Below are 21,372 nucleotides of genomic sequence, written 5' to 3'. Positions count from 1 at the left end.
GTTGTGACCTGAGATAATATTTAAAACCGCCACGTCATTCATTTCCTATAATCCCTAAGCTAGAGTACCTCGGTAATTCTTTTATATTCGAGAAGTCATAAGGAAACAAATATGGCCAGGAAAAAGTTCAGCGAATCTATTCAGCGCTTTGGTAGAACCCTACTTCTACCAATCGGCGTATTGGCACCTATCGGTATGATCTTGGGGATCAGTGGTGCTTTAGTTCAGTCTTATATGATTGCACGCTTTCCTTTTTTAGGAAATGAAACAGTCAATGCTTTATTAGTGAGTATCCGTTCTATTGCGGGCGTTGTGTTTGACAATATCCCACTCTTATTTGCAATGGGTGTGGCATATGGTATGAGCCACAAAGATAAGGGGATAGCGGTCTTTGCCTCTGTGGTGGGTTATTTAACCTTGATAAGTACAATCAATATCTGGTTGGTATTGACTGGAAAACTTGCCGATCCTGCGATTATGACACAGGTGGGGCAAATCAAGGTGCTTGGTATACAAACTATGAACATCAGTGCCGCAGGGGGGATTATCACCGGATTAATCGCTGCATGGGCTACCGATAAATTCTATAACCTTGAATTACCGACCGCATTTGCCTTCTTCTCAGGAAAAAAATCTGTCGCCATTATTATGGTCGGATTAATGATTGGCGTAGGTGCATTACTGCCATTTATTTGGGAAGTATTAGTCATGGGCTTAACTAAGCTCTCGGCTGTCTTCTTAAGTCCTGTCGGACCTTTCTTTACCGCAGGTGGTGAGCGTCTATTTATTCCATTTGGTTTACACCATGTCTGGAACGTTCTGTTTAGATTTACTGAAGCTGGTGGTTCTTATGTGATTGACGGCCAAACCTATGTGGGCGTTGTTCCAGCAATGACAGAAGTGTTATTTAACCAAGGGCCAAGTAGTGAATATTGGGCAATGATGCCAAGCTTGACGCGTTTTATGGCTCAGCAACAAATGTTGGTTACGTTGTTCTTATTCCCTGCGATTGCATTAGCAATTTATAAAACCTCGAAAAAAGAGAACCGCGCTGAAGTTAAATCGATGTTGGTGACGATGGTCTTAACTGCCATGTTAGGTAACGTTACCGAACCGCTTGAATTTACCTTCGTCTTTATCGCACCGTTACTCTATTTAATTTACGCGATTATCGTAGGTATTGGCGCAGTTCTGCTCTCTTTTGCTGGTGTTGCAATTGGTTATATCCGAGGCACCGTCTTTGATTTCACTATCTTTGGTTTGCTGTACGAACACACTAACTGGATCTTCTTAGTGTTGATTGGTAGCGCACTGGCGGTTGTGACTTACTTCATTTTCTACTGGGCTATCGTCAAATTTGATATCAAAACGCCAGGTAGAGAAGAATCAAGCAATATGAAAAATACGCTAATCAAAGAAAAACGTTATGGCGAAATTGCAGACATTCTTATTCAGGCGTTAGGTGGCAAACAAAATATTCGTAATGTTGATAACTGTATTACACGGCTACGTATTGATATTAATGAAGTTAATCAAATAGATAAAGAATTAATGTTGGAGTCTGGATGTACAGCATTCTTCTTTCCGGCAGCAAACCATGTCCATGTCGTTTATGGCCCTAAAGTCGAATTTGTTCGCAATGCTGTTGATGAAGCAATGAAGAAATAAAAGGATACATGATGAGAGCGTTATACGATTCTAAAAGTAAAACAATCGACGATCGCGGTATAAAAAAGCTGCTGTCCAATGAAGCTAAATATTCAACTTGGTTGATGTTTGAAGCAATGTTAGCGCAAGCACAAGCTGAATATGGTTTTATTCCACAGTCTGCCGCAGATGAAATTAAAGAAAAGGCGATTATAGAGAATATTGATTTTGAAGAGATGAACCGTATTTATCAAAAAATCGGTCATGGCTTTGTGCCTTTCTTAAAAGTACTAGTGAATGCATGCTCTGAAGAGAGTGGTAAATATGTGCACTACGGCATTACCACACAAAATATACAGCAAAGCTCACAGCTGTATATGATGAAAACCGTACATAACAAATTTATGTTGTTGTTAAGCGAAATTATTGAAAACTTATCAAACCTCGCTGAAAAAACAAAACATATGGTAATGGCGGGTAGAACGCACGGTCGTCATGCTATTCCTATCACTTACGGGTATAAAGTGTCAGTGTGGATCAGCGATTTTATTGACTGCTATCAGCGCATGAAAGAGTGTGAGAAGCGTGTATTCACCATTATGATGGGTGGCGCTGTAGGTGCTTTTAACTCAATGCCTGAAGTGGGAATGAAAGTACAAAAACGCGTTGCTGAATTGGTGGGTATGCAGGCAATGGAAGTACCATCACGTAACCTAAGTACACACAAATTAGAGTACATGATGAACTTGGCACTGATGGCTAATATCTGCCATAAAATTGGTGAAGAAGTTTATAGCACTACATTAGAAGAAATTGCTGAGGTTTCTGAAGGATTTACCAAAGGCACTGTGGGTAGTAGCACGATGCCTCATAAAATTAATCCAAAATTAGCGAAAGGTATTATTGCTAACTCTCAGAAATTGTACTCGTTACCAAATGTGGGAATGTACTCTGCGGTAAGACCTTATGAAGGTGACAGCAGTTCTTATATGTTATTCGATGGCTTAATTGAAGAAGCATTAGAATTAACAACAGAAGTTTTGTTAAGAACGGAAGAGCTTTCAAGAACCATTGTTCCTCATGAAGAGAGAATGCTACATAACGTGATGAGAAATAAGGGATTAGATAATACCGAATACGTTATGATGAAAATGGCAGAAAAATTAGGTAAAGATAAAGCGCATTCACTGTTATATGAAGAAGCCATTAAAACAGCAGCAGATGGTGAGGATTTTTACACTAACCTAATGAAGAATGAGATCATTAGCGCTACCTTTAATGCGGATGAAATTAAAGCAATGCTAGATCCTCGCTCTTATATCGGTTTATCTGTTGAGCTTGCTGAAAAAGAAGCAAAACGTGGGTTAGCGATTTCTCAAGAAATTAAACAAAGTTATAAATAAATAGTAAAAACTATCAAGTATCCATAAAAAATCATTATCAGTTAAGTCAAGAGCTACTCATTTGAGTAGCTCTTTTTCGTTGATAGTTAGCCAATTAAACCATGAACTAAAATAATACCGATACAGATTGGACCAATATAACGCCACACCAATAATAAGCTTTGACGTTTTAATCCCGTGATATTTTCAGGAATAAATGCATTCGCTCTACGTGACCAACCAAAGATTAAACACATTGCAATACCAAACAGTGGCATCAAAATATTAGAAGTCAGGTAATCCAACAAATCAAAGACTGTTTTCCCCCCCCAGTGTCACATCACTCATCGGTCCGAAAGATAATGAAACTGGAATACCCATCAACATAATAGAGGCGGTAACCACTAACCCTGCACGACGACGAGTCCACTGAAAACGCATCTGCACATAAGCGACGATATGCTCAAGTAATGAAATTGCAGAGGTTAATGCCGCCATTAATAACAGGATAAAGAACGTCACAGCTAATATATTGCCACCGGGTAAGTGAGCAAAATAAACCGGCATCGTCATAAAGGTTAAGCCAGGGCCAGCATTAGGTTCTAAACCTGCGGCAGATAAAGCAGGAAAAATCATTAATCCAGCAAGTACGCACACCATACAGGACAAAATAACCACCCACATGCTGGAATTAGCGATACCTTTGTTATCCGCTAAATAAGCACTATAAGTGATGTGAATACCTAAACCGATAGACAGTGAAAAGAAGGCTAACCCTAACGCATCTAATACGCCTTGAGGGGTTAACTTGCTAAAATCAGGGTATAAAAATAATTTTAAGCCTTCAGATGAACCGGGTAAGCTGATACCAACAATAATCAATAAAATCATAATGATAAATAACATTGGCATCATGATTTTGACGGCTTTTTCTAATCCACGTTGTACACCAGCTAAAACCACAAAACAGGTTAATCCAGCAAAGGCAAGGTGAGCCAAAATAGGCCATAAAGGATCACTAATAAAGTGGGTAAAAATACCAGTTAATTCAGCGCTATCTGTAATATTCAACTGACCTGTTGCCGCCATAACGGTATAGCCAATTGTCCAACCACCGACAACACTATAGAAGCTATAAATACACCATGAACTGAATACACCAATAACGCCAATGATGACCCAATTGCGTCCCATCATTTTCTTAAAGGCATTAACGGCTTCAGCGTGAGTGCTGCTACCTAAGATATTCTCAGCCAGTAATACCGCAAGCCCGATAATAAAACTGAATAATAAGAAGACGATTAAGAATGCGCCTCCCCCATTACTGGCGGCAACATAAGAAAACTTCCAGATTGCGCCAATACCGATTGCAGAGCCTGCGGCTGCTAAGATATGGCCGATTCGTGATGTCCATTGTTGGCTCATTTTTCCCCCTGTTTAATCATGTGTGTTATGGAGGTGATTGCCAAACAATAGGTTGTTGGTAAGTGACTGCAACTTTTAATCCTTGTGGTGAAACTATACATCATAGAACTCCCCTAAAAACAGCTCCACCAGAAGGCTACAGACAAAAAAGCCACCTTACTGGTGGCTTTTGCAAAAAAATGAACGTGCTTGGCCACCTAACGAAGGAGTAGTAGGTTTAGGCCTAAAAGTCGGTTATCGGTGTTCATGTTCATCTTTTTGCTCTTTATTGAAATGGATATGATCGCAATGCAATATGAAATATTGTTTTTCAAAATGCGTATTTATTATTTATATCATAAATTCAAACTAAAGAAAGAAATTTTATTAGAATTCAGTGTTAATTTTTATTTCTAAATGTTTTTCTGATGCCAATAGTTGAAGGTCGTAATAAGTTATGGAATATGTCCGCTATTTTTGGTGTCACTTATGAAAAATTGGCAGGTTTAGCGCATATTCAATGGCCTTGTACTGATATTGAAGATATGGGTACACCTTATTTATATTCAGGTGATCAACTCACCACTCCATCATGTTACATAACTCGTTTTTTAATTAACACACAAGGTAAAAATAAGCATTAAATCGATTAAAAAGGCACTTGAAATAAAACTCCATTTTTACCTGTGTCATAAAATTTTTTTACTGCAAAAGAAGTAAAATTATATTCTGCATAAAATCTCAATAATAATTTGTTGTGACTATTTTTCATTTCATTGTCAGATTTTTATTCCTAAATTTAGTTTAAAGAAAGCTGTAAAAATATGAGATTAAAAAATAGACATTTTGATCGCCTTCACAATTCAGAAAAGATCGATTTGAAGTTTAACTCCGAAAATAATTATATATTGGAGTGATATTTAAGATACAAGAAAAATACCCTACTTGATGACAATAATAAGAGCTAATAAGTATGAACAGAATAAAGAAAATATCTTACTCCTGTCTTTCTGTAATGCTAGTGACGACAATATTCACGTCTGCTAGTTTTGCAGAAAAACTCCCTAATTTACCCGTAACATTTAAAAGTGGGGCTGGAACAATCAGCGAAAATGTTATTTATGCTGGTTTAGGTACAGCGGGGAAATCATGGTACAAGCTTGATCTCAATAATTCGATAAAACAATGGGAAAAAATGGCAGACTTTCCTGGAACACAAAGAGAGCAAGCTATTGCACTAGAGTTAAATAACGATATTTATATTTTTGGTGGAGCAGGTAAAGAAAATGAAAATAGCGTAACAATTAGTGCGCTTACGGATGTTTATCGCTATTTACCAAAAGAAAATAAATGGGAAAAGGTCAATACACGAGCGCCTTATGGATTAGTGGGGCACACAGGGATTAACATTAACAATGATCAAGCCATTATTCTTGGTGGTGTTAATCAACAAATATTTGACGGTTATTTCGTGGATTTAAATCGAACTAAATCGAATGAAATTGAAAATAAAAAAGTCATTAGTGATTATTTTAATAAGCCAGTAGAGGGCTATTTTTTTAATCGAAATGTAATGGAATATAATGCTGAAAATAATCAATGGCGATTATTAGGTGTTATACCATTTAATGGAACAGCAGGTTCTGCATTAGCTTATGATGGCAATAAAATCACTTTAATCAATGGTGAAATAAAACCTGGATTACGTACCAGTGAAGTACAAACTGCCACATTAAAAAATAATCAATTACAATGGGATTCTGTTGCTCAGAAACTACCCGCCCCTATATCTAATCAACGGCAAGATGGCTTAGCTGGTGCGTTTACAGGTTATAGTATGCATACTTTACTTGTTGCTGGTGGGGCTAATTTTCCGGGCGCACAGGAAAAATATGCACAGCAACATTATTTTGCGCATCAAGGATTAGAAAAGACATGGCATAAAGAAATTTATGGTTTTATTAATAATCAATGGAAAGTCATTGGTGAATTACCTCTTCCTCTTGGTTATGGTGTCACTATCTCACATAATAATTCACTTTATTTAATTGGAGGTGAAACAAATAAAGGTGAAGCTGTTAATTCAGTTATTACTTTAACGATGAAAGATAAAAAATTAATTATTGAATAATCTCTTCCTACATATAAATTAAAATAAATTATAAAGATCTCCTTGTTTAATTCAGGGGATCTCACCTTTTGGATAAATATTATGCTAAATAAAAAGAAAAAACTTTTATTGTCATGCTGTACTTTATTAATATCATCTCAATTATATGCGACTACGTTGGACTTTCGTCATGAATATGCAGACTCTACTCGAATTAATAAAGATAGAGTTGCATTTATTCACTCTTTTTCAAATGGCGTTGGTTTTTATATTGATGCTAGCGTTAAATCGGGTGGTGTTGATGGTGAAAAAGATAAACTATTTAGTGATGTTGTTAATAATGCGATTGAAATGGGATTAAGTTATAACTATAAACTAAATAACCATATTACATTGCAGCCTGGCCTTATTTTTGAAACTGTAACAGATACTTCTATATATAAACCCTATTTAAAAGCACAATATAACTTTGATAATGGTTTATATATTGCAGGACGTTATCGTTTTGATTATGCCCGTAAAACAAAACAAGGTGTTGATGATGAAAAAACAAATCGCCTTGATGGTTTTATCGGTTATAAATATAACAAATTTAAAGTGGAATATGATTATACTCAAATGTATAGCGACGCTATAAAATATGATAATAAAAAACGCAATTATGAGCATAACGTCGCTCTCTCTTATCAAATCAACAGTACTTTCACACCTTATATTGAAGTTGGCAATATGGCTGTAAGCCCTCTCAGCGATGATCGTCAGACTCGTTATCGAGTTGGGTTGCAATTCCATTTTTAATTTAAGTAAAACGGAATAAAAAAGCAGAGTGGTGTAAACATCATTCTGTTTTTTATTCTATTTATTTATCAGTGAGTTGTGTGATTTTGGTTATTGTTTGATCTTCTTCACAATTTACTGTTTTTTTGATTGAGAAATTAAACTCCGTAAAATACTATAATTTGGAGTTACATTTCAAAAAAAGAGAACAGTGAGTTCAAAATGGCGCTAATTGAAAAGATGACTAAAGATATTCAACAAAAAGGTGGACTAATTGTGTCTTGCCAGCCTGTTGATAATAGCCCAATGGATAAGCCAGAAATTGTTGCTGCAATGGCTCAAGCAGCGGTAAATGCAGGAGCAATTGCTGTGCGTATTGAGGGAATTGATAATTTAAGAGCAACTCGTCCTCTTATTGATGTGCCGATTATTGGCATTGTGAAGCGAGATTTACCTGATAGCCCTGTGAGGATCACTCCGTGGCTTAGTGATGTTGATGACTTGGCTAAAGCGGGTGCCGATATTATTGCTTTTGATGGTACTGATCGTGTACGTCCTGTGCCAGTGAAAACGCTACTAGCCCATATTCATCGCCTAGGAAAATTAGCGATGGCAGATTGTGCCACTTTTGATGAAGGCATGTATTGCCAAGAGTTAGGCACTGAATTTATTGGTTCAACGATGTCGGGTTATACCGGTGGCGAAATACCGAAATTACCTGATTTGCAGCTGGTTACCGCATTGGCTGAAAAAGGATGTCGAGTGATTGCTGAAGGGCGTTATAACACACCAATGATAGCCGCAAGAGGAATGCAAGCTGGTGCTTGGGCTGTCACAGTAGGTTCTGCATTAACGCGTCTTGAGCATGTCTGTGATTGGTTTACTCAGGCATTAAAGTGGCAGCAGGAGTTAGATAAATGAATACATTAGCCATTGATATTGGAGGAACAAAAATCTCGGCAGCACTAATTAGTCGAGATAACGAACTGACACAACATGCTCAGATAGCCACACCAGCAAGTGCATCACCAACGCAACTTTATGAAGCCTTAGTTGCTATTACTACACCACTAAAAAGCTATGCAGATAGTGTTGCTGTTGCATCAACAGGAATTATTTGTAATGGCATTTTGACCGCATTAAATCCTGATAATTTAGGTGGGCTAAAAGATTTTCCTTTAAAAGAAACACTCTTTGAACTCACAGGATTGCCTTGTTGGCTACTCAACGATGCTCAAGCAGCTACATGGGCTGAGTATGATCATCGTCGTGAAACTATTTCTGATATGGCATTTATCACTGTATCCACAGGTGTGGGTGGTGGCGTAATTCAACAAGGACAACTCTTTACAGGAAAAAGAGGTATTGCAGGCCATTTAGGTCACACGCTTGCTGATCCTCATGGTCCACTTTGTGGTTGCGGTCGCTATGGTTGTGTTGAAGCAATTGCTTCTGGCCGTGCAATTGCGTCGCAAGCGACAGAGGAACTTGCTGGAAAAGATGCAAAAGCGATTTTTGCTGCCTTTCATCAGGGAAACTCACAAGCAAAATCAATTATTGAACGTTCAGCAAACACCATTGCAAATTTGGTGACCGATATTAAAGCAACAACGGATGCTGATTGTGTTGTTCTTGGGGGAAGTGTCGGGCTAGCTAAGGGATATATCGAACTCGTTCAAGCTGCCCAGATAAAGCAACCAGTTGCATTACAAGTGCCGATATTATCGGCTCACTATCATCATGATGCCGGGCTCTGGGGCGCTGTCCTTTGGGCTAGAGAGCAATAAAAAAACTGTCGTAAAACTTACCTTTTACCCTACATATGGCAGGACTAAAAAATGCAATTACATGATTTTGGTTTTATTAACTATGCAGTGCTGTTTGGTTATTTGGCAGCAATGTTACTCGTGGGTGTTTATTTCTCTAAACGCCAAAAAACAGCGGATGATTATTTTCGTGGAGGAGGTCGCGTTCCAGGTTGGGCGGCAGGAGTTTCTGTCTTTGCGACGACTTTAAGTTCCATTACTTTTATGTCGATCCCAGCAAAAGCCTATACCTCTGATTGGACTTTTATTATCGGGCAATACTTGGCTATCGCTATTTTGCCTTTAGTTTTTTATTTTTATATTCCTTTCTTTAGAAAATTAAAAATCACTTCGGCTTATGAATATTTAGAAGCACGTTTTGATGTACGCAGTCGTTTATTTGCCAGCCTTTCATTTATGTTATTCCATATTGGTCGGATTGCCATTATTACTTATTTAACTGTACTGGCTTTACGTCCTTTTATGGGTATCGATCCTGTTGTCTTAATTGTACTGATTAGCTTGCTTTGTATTATTTATACATGGATGGGCGGAATTGAAGGGGTTATTTGGACAGACGTTATTCAAGGGTTATTACTTTCAGGTGGTGCAGTTCTTATTTTTATTATGATCTGCTTTAAAGTTGATGGCGGAATTAGTGAAATTTTCACTGCAACATCACAAGCCGATAAATTTTTTCCTACGACTCAATTTCGTTGGAGTTGGACTGATAGCACCATCCCTGTTTTGATGATCGGTTTTTTATTCGCTAATATTCAACAGTTTACTGCAAGTCAGGATGTGGTGCAGCGTTATATTGTGACAGATTCCATTGAAGAAACAAAACGTACACTGATAACGAATGCGAAATTAGTTGCCATTATTCCTATCTTCTTCTTTGCTATTGGATCTGCCTTGTTTGTGTATTACAAACAGAATCCTAATTTCTTACCTGAAGGCTTTAATACGGGAGGGATTTTGCCTCTGTTTATTGTGACTGAAATGCCCGTTGGTATTGCAGGATTAATTATTGCCGCTATTTTTGCTGCGGCTCAATCCAGTATTTCGAGTAGCTTAAACAGTATTTCAAGTTGTTTTAACTCTGATATTTACACTCGTTTAAGTAAATCTGAGCGCAGTGCCGAACAAAAAATGAAAGTCGCAAGGTTAGTCATTATTGTTGCTGGCGTCTTCAGTAGCTTGGCAGCAATCTGGTTAGTTTTATCTGATGAATCTGAAATTTGGGATGCCTTTAATAGTCTGATTGGTTTAATGGGTGGCCCCATGACGGGTTTGTTTATGCTGGGTATTTTTGTTAAACGCGCGAATGCAGGTAGTGCCATTGTTGGGATCATTGTCAGTATTATTGCAGTATTAGCCGCGCGTTATGGCAGTGATCTCAATTTCTTCTTCTATGGAGTGATTGGTGCAATGTCTGTTGTTATTGCAGGCACAGTTACAGCACCGCTTTTCGCATCAGCAAAACAAATTTCATTAGATGAGAACGAAACATCAGGAAACTAATAGGGAATAATCTATGATATTTGGACACATATCAGATTTGGCTACAATGCCAGAAATGAATCCCGCGTTACGTCACGCGATGGAAAAAGCATTAGCACTAGATCCCGCTTCACTTGCTCCGGGTAGTTATAAAATTGATGACGAAACGCTGTTTATGAATGTGATGACGTTTGAAACTCAGCCTCGTGAACAGAAGCGAGCTGAGTTGCATCAGCGTTATATTGATATTCAAATATTGCTTAGTGGCGAAGAGATCATTGATTTTGGTATACAGGGTTCAGCTCAAGATGTGACACCTTATAATGAGACTGATGATTATCAACTCACTGATACAATAATAGGTCAACAAACTTTAACGCTTACACCAAACATGTTTGCTGTTTTTATGCCTTATGAACCACATAAACCGGGAATTTCGGCTGAAAAGAGTGTAAATGTACTGAAGAAAGTGGTTGTTAAGCTAGATGTCACCACATTAACTGACTAGCAATTACGGTCTTTATTAAGCGCTTTATTTCTGATGTATCAGTAAGTTGTATTCTGATGATATTAAGGAATAAAGCGTTTTTTATTATCACATTATTGTATGGGCAAGGCTTTTTTTAACCTGTTGGAATTGGTACTCTTGTTGGCAGAATTTTTTTCCCGTGTATCTTCTGCAACCAAGGATAATCTCCATGACAGAACAGGCAACGACCCGATTAAAGCCGGGTAAAATACTTGATACGCTAGGCGCAATGAAAAATAGTCTAACGCGAGTATCACAGCGTATTGCAGACTATATCCTGTTCCATCCTACAGAAGTCACTCAGCTCTCTATTGCTCAACTTTCACAAGCGACAAAAGCGGGTGAAGCGACTGTTGTGCGCTTTTGCCGTACATTGGGTTATAAAGGGTTTCAAGATTTTAAAATGGATTTGGCGATTGAAATGGCGACCTCTGATAATGACGAGTCACCTATTCTTGATGCAGAAGTAACCCATCAAGACGATATCCATACTATTGGTTTAAAACTTCAAGCAACGATTAATAACGTACTATCAGAGACATTGAATCTGCTCGATATGAAGCAAGTTCAAGGTGCTGTAAATGCTTTATTATCTGCAAACTATATTTTTATTTGTGGTGTTGGCTCTTCAGGAATTACCGCAGAAGATTTAAAAAATAAACTGATGCGAATTGGTTATCGTGTTGATGCTGTGACAAATAATCACTTTATGTATATGCAAGCTTCATTATTAAAACCTGGTGATGTGGCGATTGGAATTAGCCACTCAGGCAATTCTCCAGAAACTGTTCATGCACTTAAATTGGCTAAAGAAGCAGGAGCCAGCACGATTGCATTGACGCATAATTTAGGCTCACAAATTATGGAGTATGCTGATCACCATTTAATTAATGGTAACCGACAAGGGAAACTGCAAGGTGACTCTATTGGTACAAAAACAGCACAACTCTTTGTATTAGATCTTCTTTATACACTATTAGTCCAAGCTCAACCTGACATGGTTAAAGAGCAAAAATTACGAACATTGAATGCACTAAAACAGACTCATTCCGCATAAGTTTATCTCTACATTATTGTGTGGTTTTTAGTGAAAATTGGCTAAAGATCACACTTTCATTTTTCTCTTCCTTTAATGCTCATTTCGTTATTGCGTTCTGAAGTATTGCTCCCTAATATAGAGTTAAGCTCCATAAGATTAATACAAAAGAAATTAACCTCCAAAGGAAGTTATCATGAACAAACTCTCTGGACTGATTGCCGCACCTCATACGCCTTTTGCAACAGATGGTAGCGTTAATTATCCTGTCATTGATGAGATAGCAAAACACCTGATTACAAGTGGTGTGACAGGTGCTTACGTATTAGGAACAACAGGCGAAGGTATTCATTGTTCTGTTGAAGAACGTAAGAAAGTGGCTGAACGCTGGGTTAAGGCAAGTCAGGGCAAGCTTGATCTTATTATTCATACCGGTGCATTAAGTATTGCTGATACGCTAGAACTTGCCCGCCATGCCGAAACTTTAGATATTAAAGCAACATCCGTTATTGGCCCTTGTTTCTTTAAACCCGGCAATGTTGATGATCTTGTTGAATATTGTCGTTTGGCTGCTGCTAGCGCGCCATCTAAAGGTTTTTACTATTATCACTCCACCATGTCAGGCTTAAGTATTGATATGGAAAAATTCCTACAAGTAGCGGGTAAAGTAATACCTAATTTATCTGGTATGAAATTTAATTCTCCTGATATGTATGAATTCCAGCGTTGCTTACGCGTAGATGGCGGAAAGTACGATGTTCCATTTGGTGTTGATGAATTTATTCCTGCAGGATTAGCTTGTGGTGCATTAAGCGCTGTCGGCAGTACATATAATTATGCTGCGCCATTATATCTTGAAATTATTGAAAAATTTAAAACTGGTGATCATGAAGGTGTTACTGCTTGCATGGATAAAGTGATTGCGATTATTCGTGTATTAGTCGAATACGGTGGTGTTGCAGCAGGAAAAGTGGCAATGCAATTGCATGGCATTGATGTGGGTGATCCCCGTCGTCCGTTACGCCCAATGACAGCAGAACAAAAAGCTGATGCACTCGCGAAGTTTAAAGCGGCTAATTTTCTGTAATCGATTTGACTTTGATTGAGTTCTTTGTAGATAGACCCATCTTTCAACATCTCCCCCTTTGATGTGACTGTGGCTTTCAGAAGAAAGCCACTTTTTTATTCTTCTTTCTAAAGCTTGATTTTAAATGTCACTCAAACCAAAGTATGAGTTATTATTTTATTCTTAATTAAGGTGCGCGGATGGCATATGAATTCCTGACACAAGCAACACTCAAAAAATTGGCAACAGGTGACGCTTGGCAACGACAAGTTAATGATGAAGATATTATTGATGTCAGCTTAAATGCTGGGCAATTAATAATTTGTCAGCCTGAAATTGAAGAAAGCTTTATTCCCTTTAGCCAGAAGCTAATGGCTTATTGTGAACAGCTTAAGCTTAAATTTCCATTTATTGAATTTGCTCAGCCACAAGAATTTCATTCCACGTTATTAACGATTTTTAATCAACAAAATGAACAGTTTAAACTGCAACGACCTGTATTATTGGCATGGTGTCATGAGATTGCAAAAATCTTTAATCAAATAAAAAGTATCAAAATTTTATTTAAAAACGTTATCCTAACATCCAATGGTAGCTTGATATTAACGGGTATCTCCGAGGAATTAACACGCTTCAGGCAGCAGATTTATCAGCAGATCCCTATTGATAACACTCTTCATAAAAATATTATTCATATTACGCTTGGGCGATTAAGAGAGAATACGTCATCAGCAGAAATGAAGAAGCTTTATGATGAATTAGAGCAAAACCGATCATCATTAATATATAATGCGATTAATACTCCTATCGTTATTCGACACCCTAAATTTGTAGTGAGCAAGGGTTCACTTTCAACTGAAGTACAGATAGGTTTAACGATGGAATTTAATCAGTTATGGCCATTTAGGTGTTATTAAAATTAAATAGTTATTTATCTTTTCTTGCCTTTTTTACTTTTAAATATATTAATGCTCCAACGAAACAGAATGAACATGTTCAAGCTGTTTTAATGAACAATAAAATTCAGGTAAAGTAATTTTTTGTCTCACTAACAGTTTCAAATTCACTTCAACACGCTCTTTTTTAATGTCGCGAATAGTGAGATTTTCAATCACGTCTTTGTGGCTTTTTAAATACTCAATTAACAGAGGAACACCGCTTTCATGAGTAAATAACATTCGCACTTTTATCTTACCTAAACGGTGGTTTTTCATCTGAAATAACACCACTTGTGGGCTAAGTTGAATAGCCATAAAAAATAGAATCGTCACAATCATGGCATGCCAATAAAAACCTGAGCCACAAGCAATACCAACACCCGCTGATGCCCATACGATAGCGGCTGTTGTCAGTCCTGGAATGGCATCATCACGTCGATGCAATATAACACCAGCCCCAAGAAAGCCGACACCACTGATAATTTGTGCTGCTAATCTCATTGGATCACTACGAATGTTGTCGGAGATATTGGCGTAATATTCTGCAGATTGAATAGAAACAATAGTTAATAAACAACTGGCAACGGCAATAATGACACAAGTTTTAAAACCGACAGGTTTTCCCTTTGATTCACGCTCTAAGCCAATAAAGCCGCCCAAAATAAAGGCGGCCAATAATTTAGCGATACTTGATAGTGATAAAGGGCCAATGCTGTCAACAAACTGAATTAATGCGTCCATGGTTTGCCCCTAACGTTGGCTCATTCCTTTATTTTAAGACTATTGTGTTGCAATACTTTCTTGTACTTTTTTATCTTCGTTATTTTTCTTTTTACTCACATCATCTTTAAAGAAGAAGATAAAGAATATTGTCACAACAGCGGCAACGATAGCTGGGTATATCCAGAATGTTGACCACTGTGGTAATGCAGCATCACCTGTTTCTGTTACGGTTGAATTAAAGATTTGACCACAAATAGTGGAAGCAAATAATAAGCCGAAACCATTAGAGACAATAAAACGTAGACCTTGTGCTTGAGCGCGGATTTCAGGTTTAGCTTTGCGGTCAACATAGATATCACCAGCGGTAAAGAAGAAGTCCCAACATAATCCCTGTAACATTAATCCGATAACGATAAAATAAAACTCTGTATTTACCGCTGCATAAGAGAAGAATATTGAGCGAATGATCCAGCTAACAGCCCCTAAAAGTAATGTAATTTTGAAGCCAAACTTCATTAAGAAGAATGACAACACAAACATAAACAGCACTTCACAGGCTATACCGATTTGCATAATAGACGCCGCATTATTAAAACCTAATGCTTTAATAAATACCGGAATATAAGCGGAATAAGCTGTTTTAGGGATCATTAAAATAAAGATACTAAACATTAAGATAGCGAAATAACGATCTTTAAATAATGAAAGTGCATCTAAACATAAAACATCACGAGCAGAGAATGGCTTACCTTTCGCTTTAGGTGGCGTATTAGGCAAAGTAAAGCAGTAGAAACCGAGTAAAACCCCCACAGCCGAAGCGATATACCAAGTCATCGTACTACCAGAGAAGCCCATTTCACCTAATATAAATCCGATAGCCATAAAACCAAACGTACCGAATACACGAATAATAGGGAAATATTTCACGCCATTAATATGGGAGAAACTAATACTATTTGAAAGCGCAGTTGTTGGATAAAACAATAATCCAATAATGAAAATTAAGAATAATGTCATGCCACTGTTTTGTGCTTCAATAAATTGAGGAACACAAATAATGACAGCGGCATTAATTAAATGAAGGATGCCCATGACTTTTTGTGAAGCAAAGAAACGGTCAGCCACCATACCAATAAATAATGGGGAAATAATGGTTGCGACGCCTAATAAAGCGTAGGCATTACCAATAATGCTTGCCATACCATAGCTACTTAATACTAGCCCCATGGTCATATTCCATGCGCCTTGCATGAAATATTGCACAAACATCATAATCAGTAAGCGAGAGGTTATTTTCATATCCATCATCGTTCTCCTCTTAATTTGTTTCTAACGTTAACCCGTCATAGGCAACGCGGATATTGTGAGGAGCACAAACAGCTTCTAATTCGTGGTGAAGCAATTTGCCACTATGTGAAATATGCGAAACAGCAATTTGTGTATCTTGATGTAAACAACCTTGCTGTTGCAGTTTTTCTTTCGCTGCAAATACGGTTTCTAGGCTCATATGATTATCAGTTCGATCTTTACCATTGAGTCCATAAGTACATTCAAAAACAACGATATCCAGTGGCTTGTTTTCTAACCATTTCCATGTTAATTCAGGGAACCAACCAGAATCATGGCCATAGAAAATAACCTTGCCATCTTTCTCAATATGATAAACATAGCAAAGTTCCCATTTCGCATGATTAGCGAGTAATGGCGTAATTTTATAACCGTTTCTTTCGACGGTAACAAAAGGAATTAAGCAGTGAAAAGCAAAACGCTCTTTGCTGTAACCAGGTAAAACTTCGATACAACCATTAATTGCGCGATCATTACCAAAAATATGAAGGGGATGGTTAATTTCAAAACCATAACCTTCCATTCGGCTAAACAGATCGCCAACATTGAAATGATCAGGATGCGTGTGAGTGAATAGAAGGCTTTCAAAATTAGTTGCATCCATCCCATCACGCATTAACTGGTAACTAAATGTAGGTGATACGTCGATTAACATAATGTCATCGACAATGGCAGAAGAGTGAGTTCTGATATCTTTCCCACCAAGTTCTCTTGCTTTCAGACAGTGTTCACAACGGCAGAAGGGATTGGGTATGCCTTCTGAGGCAGCCGTCCCTAAAAAATGAAGTTTCATAAGAAATCCCCTTATCCTATTGTTTTATTATGATTTTATTAATTATCTGGTGTTGGCTATCTATAAGTTATAGGTTGATTTGAACGTTCCAATAATAAAATGGTGGTATTCATTTGCCAATAAATGAAGATCAGATCAGTGATCTTATTCAAATTAAATTTCTTATCACATTGATTAATATTGATATATATTTTAATTGATATTGATAATTATTTATTTTTGATAAGTAACAAACGCTTGTTTTATAAACAAATTAAAGATGGAACGTTCAAATCAATTAGCAGTAGTCGCGATAAATAATTCAGGTATGCTAGTGAAAGCAGAAATTGAGATGGAAAAAGGTCAATGGCAACGATTAAAGATATTGCAAAACTAGCAGGTGTCTCTCATGGAACGGTTTCTAACGTATTGAATAAACGTGGGAATGTGAGTGTTGAGAAAATTGAAGCTGTGTATCAAGCCGCCAAACAAATGGGCTATCAGTTAAATACACAAGCTCAACTGTTAAGAACCAATAAAAGCCATAAAATAGCTATACTTTTACCTCAATTAGTTTCTGAAAAATATGCGGTTTTCTTTAATTCCTTAAGGCAATCTATTGCTCACTTTCCTGAGGTCACTTACGATCTTTTTTTAACGGATGATCTGGAAACCACAGAATTAGAGGCATTACAGAAAATTGCCGCGGGTGGTTATAAACAAGTGATCACGGTAAGTTGTCTCAAAGATGCAAATATCTATTTTGACACGTTAAAATTACCCCCCTCTCAAGTTGCGTTTGTTTATCGCCAGCCACTTAATACTCAACGATTTTTCACGCTAGATTTTGCTCAAGCCGCAGAGGCTATTTGCCAACAGGTTGCAAAAACCCCTGGTAAATTAGTGGGCATTTTTATGGGGAGTAGTGATTATTTAAATAATCAAAACTTTGCCAATCAATTACAACATCGACTTTTAGAGACTGCTCCCAATAAAAAAAATGTGGTGCTTTGTGCATCAGATGAAGAGAGTTATAAAATTGCGTTTGATTTCTTTTCTCTGGAGCAAATCCCAGACATCTTTATTGCTCAAGATATAGAGAAGGCACGTTATTTAACGCAAGCGAGTTATTTTGGTAGCCATAATGATTGCCCGCCTATTTTTGCATTGAGCGACAATATTCCACCTGTATTAAAAGGGGTATATTACTTTCCTATGAATTATGCTCAACTCGGGTTAGAAGTGATTGATGCACTCATTCAAGATGAAGAGAATGAGAAGATTATCGAGAATAATGTAACTTGTGTGCGTAATCAAAGTGATCATCTTTATACTTTAACACCCGCGGTTATCAGTGAGGATAAAGTAAATATAAGTCTTAACTTACTGATTTTACCTAGCCCTTCAACCAGTGCATTAAAAAAGTTGCTACCTCATTTTTATCGTCAAACAGGGATTAAAGTTAATTTAGCGATACATCCTTACGATGAAGTTTATCAAATTTTAAGTCAGTTACATTTGCATCCCTATTATGATTTATTGCGTATTGATATGGCCTGTTTTCCTTGGTTTGCAGAAAGAATATTACAGCCATTAGATAAGATTGGTAATGGATTAACGGACTTATTAAATAATTTTTCACTACCTACTCAGCAAAAATTTAGTTTAGTGAATAATGTTGCTTATGCCATGCCTTTTGATGCCAGTGCGCAACTTCTGTTTTATCGAAAAGACTTGTTTGAAGATCCTATCTTAAAAAGAATGTATTACGAGAAAACAGGTAATGAGTTAACCGTACCAACAACATTTGAAGAATACGATAATGTGACGCAGTTTTTTACTGAACAACATGAAGAAGGGCAATTAAGTCGGCCAATGGGGGCTTCAACAACATTAGGTAGTGCGGGGCTGATTGCAACAGAGTATCTATTACGTTATTACGCCAAAGGTGGGTGTTTAATAGGAAACGATAATATTCCTAGATTAAAAATGCCTTTAGCCGGCGAAATATTAGAAGAATATTTAAAACAGTTGTCGATCACTGAGAATATTCATAATAAATGGTGGAGTGAGTCGGTTAGGCAATTTGAGCAAGGGCATCTTGCTATGCTGATCGCTTATATGAATTTATTTAACGATGTCGCACATAGCAATATTTTACCTAAAACAGGTTTTGCACCTGTACCCGGTAGTATTCCACAATTAGGCGGTGGCGTATTAGGGGTTTCACGTTATAGCCAAAAATCACAATATGCAGAGCAATTTTATCGTTGGCTTTATTCCCCAATGGTAATGGATCACCTAATTTTATTAGGTGGAAATAGTAATCATAAAAATTTTAGCCATAATCAAGAAATTAGCCATCGTTATCCATGGATGACGTTAGCTTATCAAGAAATTAATAAAGGAATACGAGAATCTTCGGTGCCTAATGGTAAGTTATTTAATTTACGCCAAGCCGAAATTATTATTGGGCAAGGTATTACTAATGTCGTTAATAATATTATGACGATAGACGAGACTATTGAGTATATAAATCAGCGTTTATTGATTGATACACAAGGTGAACGGTAAGGTTTACTGATTTTTCTAATGATTGCTCTGACCGAGCAATTCATTTACTTTCCATTTTATCACTTTTGGCGACGTTATCGCTTTTTACAAACACATTAGGGTCAATATCTTATTGTTTTAAAATGATTTTTGTTTTTATAGTTATTTAATATATTGTCAATATGACTATCTTTGTCATGTCAAAATGACCATAATAACAATCATAATGACTATGAGGTGTTTTTATGGGTTTTTCTGTTGATGTGTTGGCTAAAATTGCCATTGAATTACAAAAAGATGTTGGTCACCAAGATAGATTTCAGCGGCTGGTGACCACACTTCGGCAAGTGCTAAATTGCGATGCTGCCGCGTTGCTTCGCTACGAGCCTCATCAGTTTATCCCATTAGCCATAGATGGCCTCGTGCCTGATGTATTAGGGCGTCGTTTTTTACTAGAAGGGCATCCTCGTCTCGAAACGATAGCGCGAGCAGGGGATGTGGTGCGTTTTCCTGCAGACAGTGATTTGCCCGATCCTTATGATGGCCTTATTCCAGATAGAGAGCATTTAAAAGTGCATGCTTGTGTGGGGTTACCGTTATTTGCAGGACAAGATTTAATTGGCACTTTAACACTTGATGGAATGGACCCTCATCAGTTTGATACTTTCAGTGATGAAGAGCTTCGTTTAATTGCGGCCTTAACTTCTGGTGCATTAAATAATGCGTTATTGATTGAGCAACTCGAAAATCAAAATATGTTATTTATGCCAACTAATACGTTTAAGCCCACAGTAAAAACAGAAATTATTGGTTTATCGCCTTCGATGATGCAACTGAAAAAAGAGATAGAAATTGTTGCATCCGCAGATATGAATATTTTAGTGAATGGCGAAACAGGAACCGGTAAAGATCTGGTGGTAAAAGCCATTCATGAAATGTCTAATCGTGCAGATAATCCGTTAGTCTATTTAAATTGTGCCGCACTTCCTGAGAGTGTGGCAGAAAGTGAATTATTTGGGCATGTAAAAGGGGCTTTTACCGGAGCAATTAGCCATCGTAGTGGTAAATTTGAAATGGCAGATAATGGCACTTTATTTCTTGATGAAATTGGGGAGTTATCATTATCACTCCAAGCAAAATTACTGCGTGTTTTACAATATGGCGATATTCAACGTATTGGTGATGATCGTAACTTACGCGTTAATGTGCGTGTAATAGCAGCAACAAATCGTGATTTATGGGAAGAAGTCTTGGCGGGAAATTTCCGTGCCGATCTTTTCCATCGTTTAAGTATCTTTCCTGTGCATGTTCCGCCATTACGAGAAAGAGACGACGATATTTTGCTATTAGTGGGTTATTTCTGCGAGCAATATCGTCAGCGTTTTAATCTTACACAAGTGATTATTAGTCCTGAATTACGCCTTTATTTATTGCATTATTCTTGGCCGGGTAATGTGCGTGAATTAGAACATACTATTCATCGAGCAATCGTATTAGCGAGAGCAGGGAATAAGACAGACAGTCTTATTTTACAAGTTAGTCATTTTGATTTAGGCACAGAAAATCTTACTCATCCAATATCACAATCATTACCATCAGCGGACAAAAATTTAAAAGAAGCTACGGATGAGTTTCAACGAGATTTAATTAAACAAGCATTACTACGTAATAACCAAAATTGGGCGGCAACGGCACGAGAATTATCGCTTGATCCGGCTAATTTACGTCGTTTGACAAAACGTTTAGGGCTAAAATAATAATTTTAAAAAGGAATGCCCTA

The 21,372-nt window shown here is 37.3% G+C and carries 17 protein-coding genes and 1 pseudogene; 14 read left to right on the top strand and 4 right to left on the bottom strand.

Annotated elements, in window-relative coordinates; all coding sequences use genetic code 11:
* The first annotated feature begins 111 nt into the window (after positions 1 to 111).
* Both CUB63_RS11150 and CUB63_RS11145 read left to right on the top strand, forming a co-directional pair.
* Positions 112 to 1,668, top strand: a complete 1,557-nt coding sequence (locus CUB63_RS11150; protein WP_006534444.1) for a PTS transporter subunit EIIC — start codon at positions 112 to 114, stop codon at positions 1,666 to 1,668.
* A gap of 11 nt (positions 1,669 to 1,679) precedes the next feature.
* A complete protein-coding gene (locus tag CUB63_RS11145) occupies positions 1,680 to 3,050 on the top strand; it encodes a class-II fumarase/aspartase family protein (protein ID WP_109399176.1) in 1,371 nt (456 codons plus the stop codon).
* An 86-nt stretch (positions 3,051 to 3,136) separates the two neighbouring features.
* Here CUB63_RS11145 and CUB63_RS11140 read toward each other — a convergent pair.
* A pseudogene (locus CUB63_RS11140) lies at positions 3,137 to 4,454 on the bottom strand (sodium-dependent transporter).
* A gap of 407 nt (positions 4,455 to 4,861) precedes the next feature.
* Here CUB63_RS11140 and CUB63_RS11135 point away from each other — a divergent pair.
* The 10 genes from CUB63_RS11135 to CUB63_RS11090 all read left to right on the top strand — a co-directional run bounded on the left by CUB63_RS11135 (position 4,862) and on the right by CUB63_RS11090 (position 14,176).
* A complete protein-coding gene (locus CUB63_RS11135; RefSeq protein WP_006534448.1) occupies positions 4,862 to 5,077 on the top strand; it encodes a hypothetical protein in 216 nt (71 codons plus the stop codon).
* Between the two features lie 329 nt (positions 5,078 to 5,406).
* Positions 5,407 to 6,564, top strand: coding sequence for an N-acetylneuraminate epimerase (locus CUB63_RS11130; RefSeq protein WP_109848039.1), 1,158 nt, complete (start codon positions 5,407 to 5,409; stop codon positions 6,562 to 6,564).
* An 81-nt stretch (positions 6,565 to 6,645) separates the two neighbouring features.
* Positions 6,646 to 7,341 (top strand): oligogalacturonate-specific porin KdgM family protein, encoded by a 696-nt coding sequence (locus CUB63_RS11125; protein ID WP_006534451.1) that lies wholly within the window; start codon positions 6,646 to 6,648, stop codon positions 7,339 to 7,341.
* A gap of 201 nt (positions 7,342 to 7,542) precedes the next feature.
* A complete protein-coding gene (locus CUB63_RS11120; RefSeq protein WP_072064997.1) occupies positions 7,543 to 8,241 on the top strand; it encodes an N-acetylmannosamine-6-phosphate 2-epimerase in 699 nt (232 codons plus the stop codon).
* Positions 8,238 to 9,107: an N-acetylmannosamine kinase gene (nanK, locus tag CUB63_RS11115; RefSeq protein WP_109848038.1), complete on the top strand. Its 870-nt coding sequence runs from the start codon at positions 8,238 to 8,240 to the stop codon at positions 9,105 to 9,107. Before CUB63_RS11120 ends, nanK begins: the two co-directional genes overlap by 4 nt.
* Before the next feature lie 51 nt (positions 9,108 to 9,158).
* On the top strand, positions 9,159 to 10,649 hold the full coding sequence (locus CUB63_RS11110) for a sodium:solute symporter family protein (protein WP_006534456.1): 1,491 nt from the start codon (positions 9,159 to 9,161) through the stop codon (positions 10,647 to 10,649).
* A gap of 13 nt (positions 10,650 to 10,662) precedes the next feature.
* The gene (nanQ, locus tag CUB63_RS11105) at positions 10,663 to 11,136 is read left to right on the top strand and encodes an N-acetylneuraminate anomerase (protein WP_109399172.1); all 474 of its coding nucleotides are present in this window, start codon (positions 10,663 to 10,665) and stop codon (positions 11,134 to 11,136) included.
* A gap of 190 nt (positions 11,137 to 11,326) precedes the next feature.
* The gene (locus tag CUB63_RS11100; protein WP_006534458.1) at positions 11,327 to 12,214 is read left to right on the top strand and encodes a MurR/RpiR family transcriptional regulator; all 888 of its coding nucleotides are present in this window, start codon (positions 11,327 to 11,329) and stop codon (positions 12,212 to 12,214) included.
* 175 nt (positions 12,215 to 12,389) lie between these two features.
* Positions 12,390 to 13,280 (top strand): dihydrodipicolinate synthase family protein, encoded by an 891-nt coding sequence (locus tag CUB63_RS11095; protein ID WP_072064991.1) that lies wholly within the window; start codon positions 12,390 to 12,392, stop codon positions 13,278 to 13,280.
* Between the two features lie 179 nt (positions 13,281 to 13,459).
* The gene (locus tag CUB63_RS11090) at positions 13,460 to 14,176 is read left to right on the top strand and encodes a hypothetical protein (protein WP_109848037.1); all 717 of its coding nucleotides are present in this window, start codon (positions 13,460 to 13,462) and stop codon (positions 14,174 to 14,176) included.
* 48 nt (positions 14,177 to 14,224) lie between these two features.
* Here the strand turns inward: CUB63_RS11090 and CUB63_RS11085 are convergent, their stop codons facing one another.
* The 3 genes from CUB63_RS11085 to CUB63_RS11075 are packed head-to-tail and all read right to left on the bottom strand — an operon-like array spanning position 14,225 to position 17,060.
* A complete protein-coding gene (locus CUB63_RS11085) occupies positions 14,225 to 14,938 on the bottom strand; it encodes an MgtC/SapB family protein (RefSeq protein ID WP_109848036.1) in 714 nt (237 codons plus the stop codon).
* A 39-nt stretch (positions 14,939 to 14,977) separates the two neighbouring features.
* The gene (locus tag CUB63_RS11080; RefSeq protein ID WP_109848035.1) at positions 14,978 to 16,225 is read right to left on the bottom strand and encodes an MFS transporter; all 1,248 of its coding nucleotides are present in this window, start codon (positions 16,223 to 16,225) and stop codon (positions 14,978 to 14,980) included.
* A 13-nt stretch (positions 16,226 to 16,238) separates the two neighbouring features.
* Positions 16,239 to 17,060, bottom strand: coding sequence for an MBL fold metallo-hydrolase (locus tag CUB63_RS11075; RefSeq protein ID WP_006534465.1), 822 nt, complete (start codon positions 17,058 to 17,060; stop codon positions 16,239 to 16,241).
* Positions 17,061 to 17,405: 345 nt separating this feature from the next.
* Between CUB63_RS11075 and CUB63_RS11070 the strand changes: the two genes are divergently transcribed.
* Both CUB63_RS11070 and norR read left to right on the top strand, forming a co-directional pair.
* Positions 17,406 to 19,613: an extracellular solute-binding protein gene (locus tag CUB63_RS11070; protein WP_109848034.1), complete on the top strand. Its 2,208-nt coding sequence runs from the start codon at positions 17,406 to 17,408 to the stop codon at positions 19,611 to 19,613.
* 224 nt (positions 19,614 to 19,837) lie between these two features.
* Positions 19,838 to 21,349 (top strand): nitric oxide reductase transcriptional regulator NorR, encoded by a 1,512-nt coding sequence (gene norR / locus CUB63_RS11065; RefSeq protein WP_109848033.1) that lies wholly within the window; start codon positions 19,838 to 19,840, stop codon positions 21,347 to 21,349.
* Positions 21,350 to 21,372: the final 23 nt, after the last annotated feature.

The sequence above is a fragment of the Proteus penneri genome, assembly GCF_003144535.1.
In the GTDB taxonomy this organism is placed as follows: domain Bacteria; phylum Pseudomonadota; class Gammaproteobacteria; order Enterobacterales; family Enterobacteriaceae; genus Proteus; species Proteus penneri.
The sequence above is the reverse complement of the archived record's forward strand: the minus strand, read 5'-3'. Positions and strand labels throughout refer to the sequence as shown.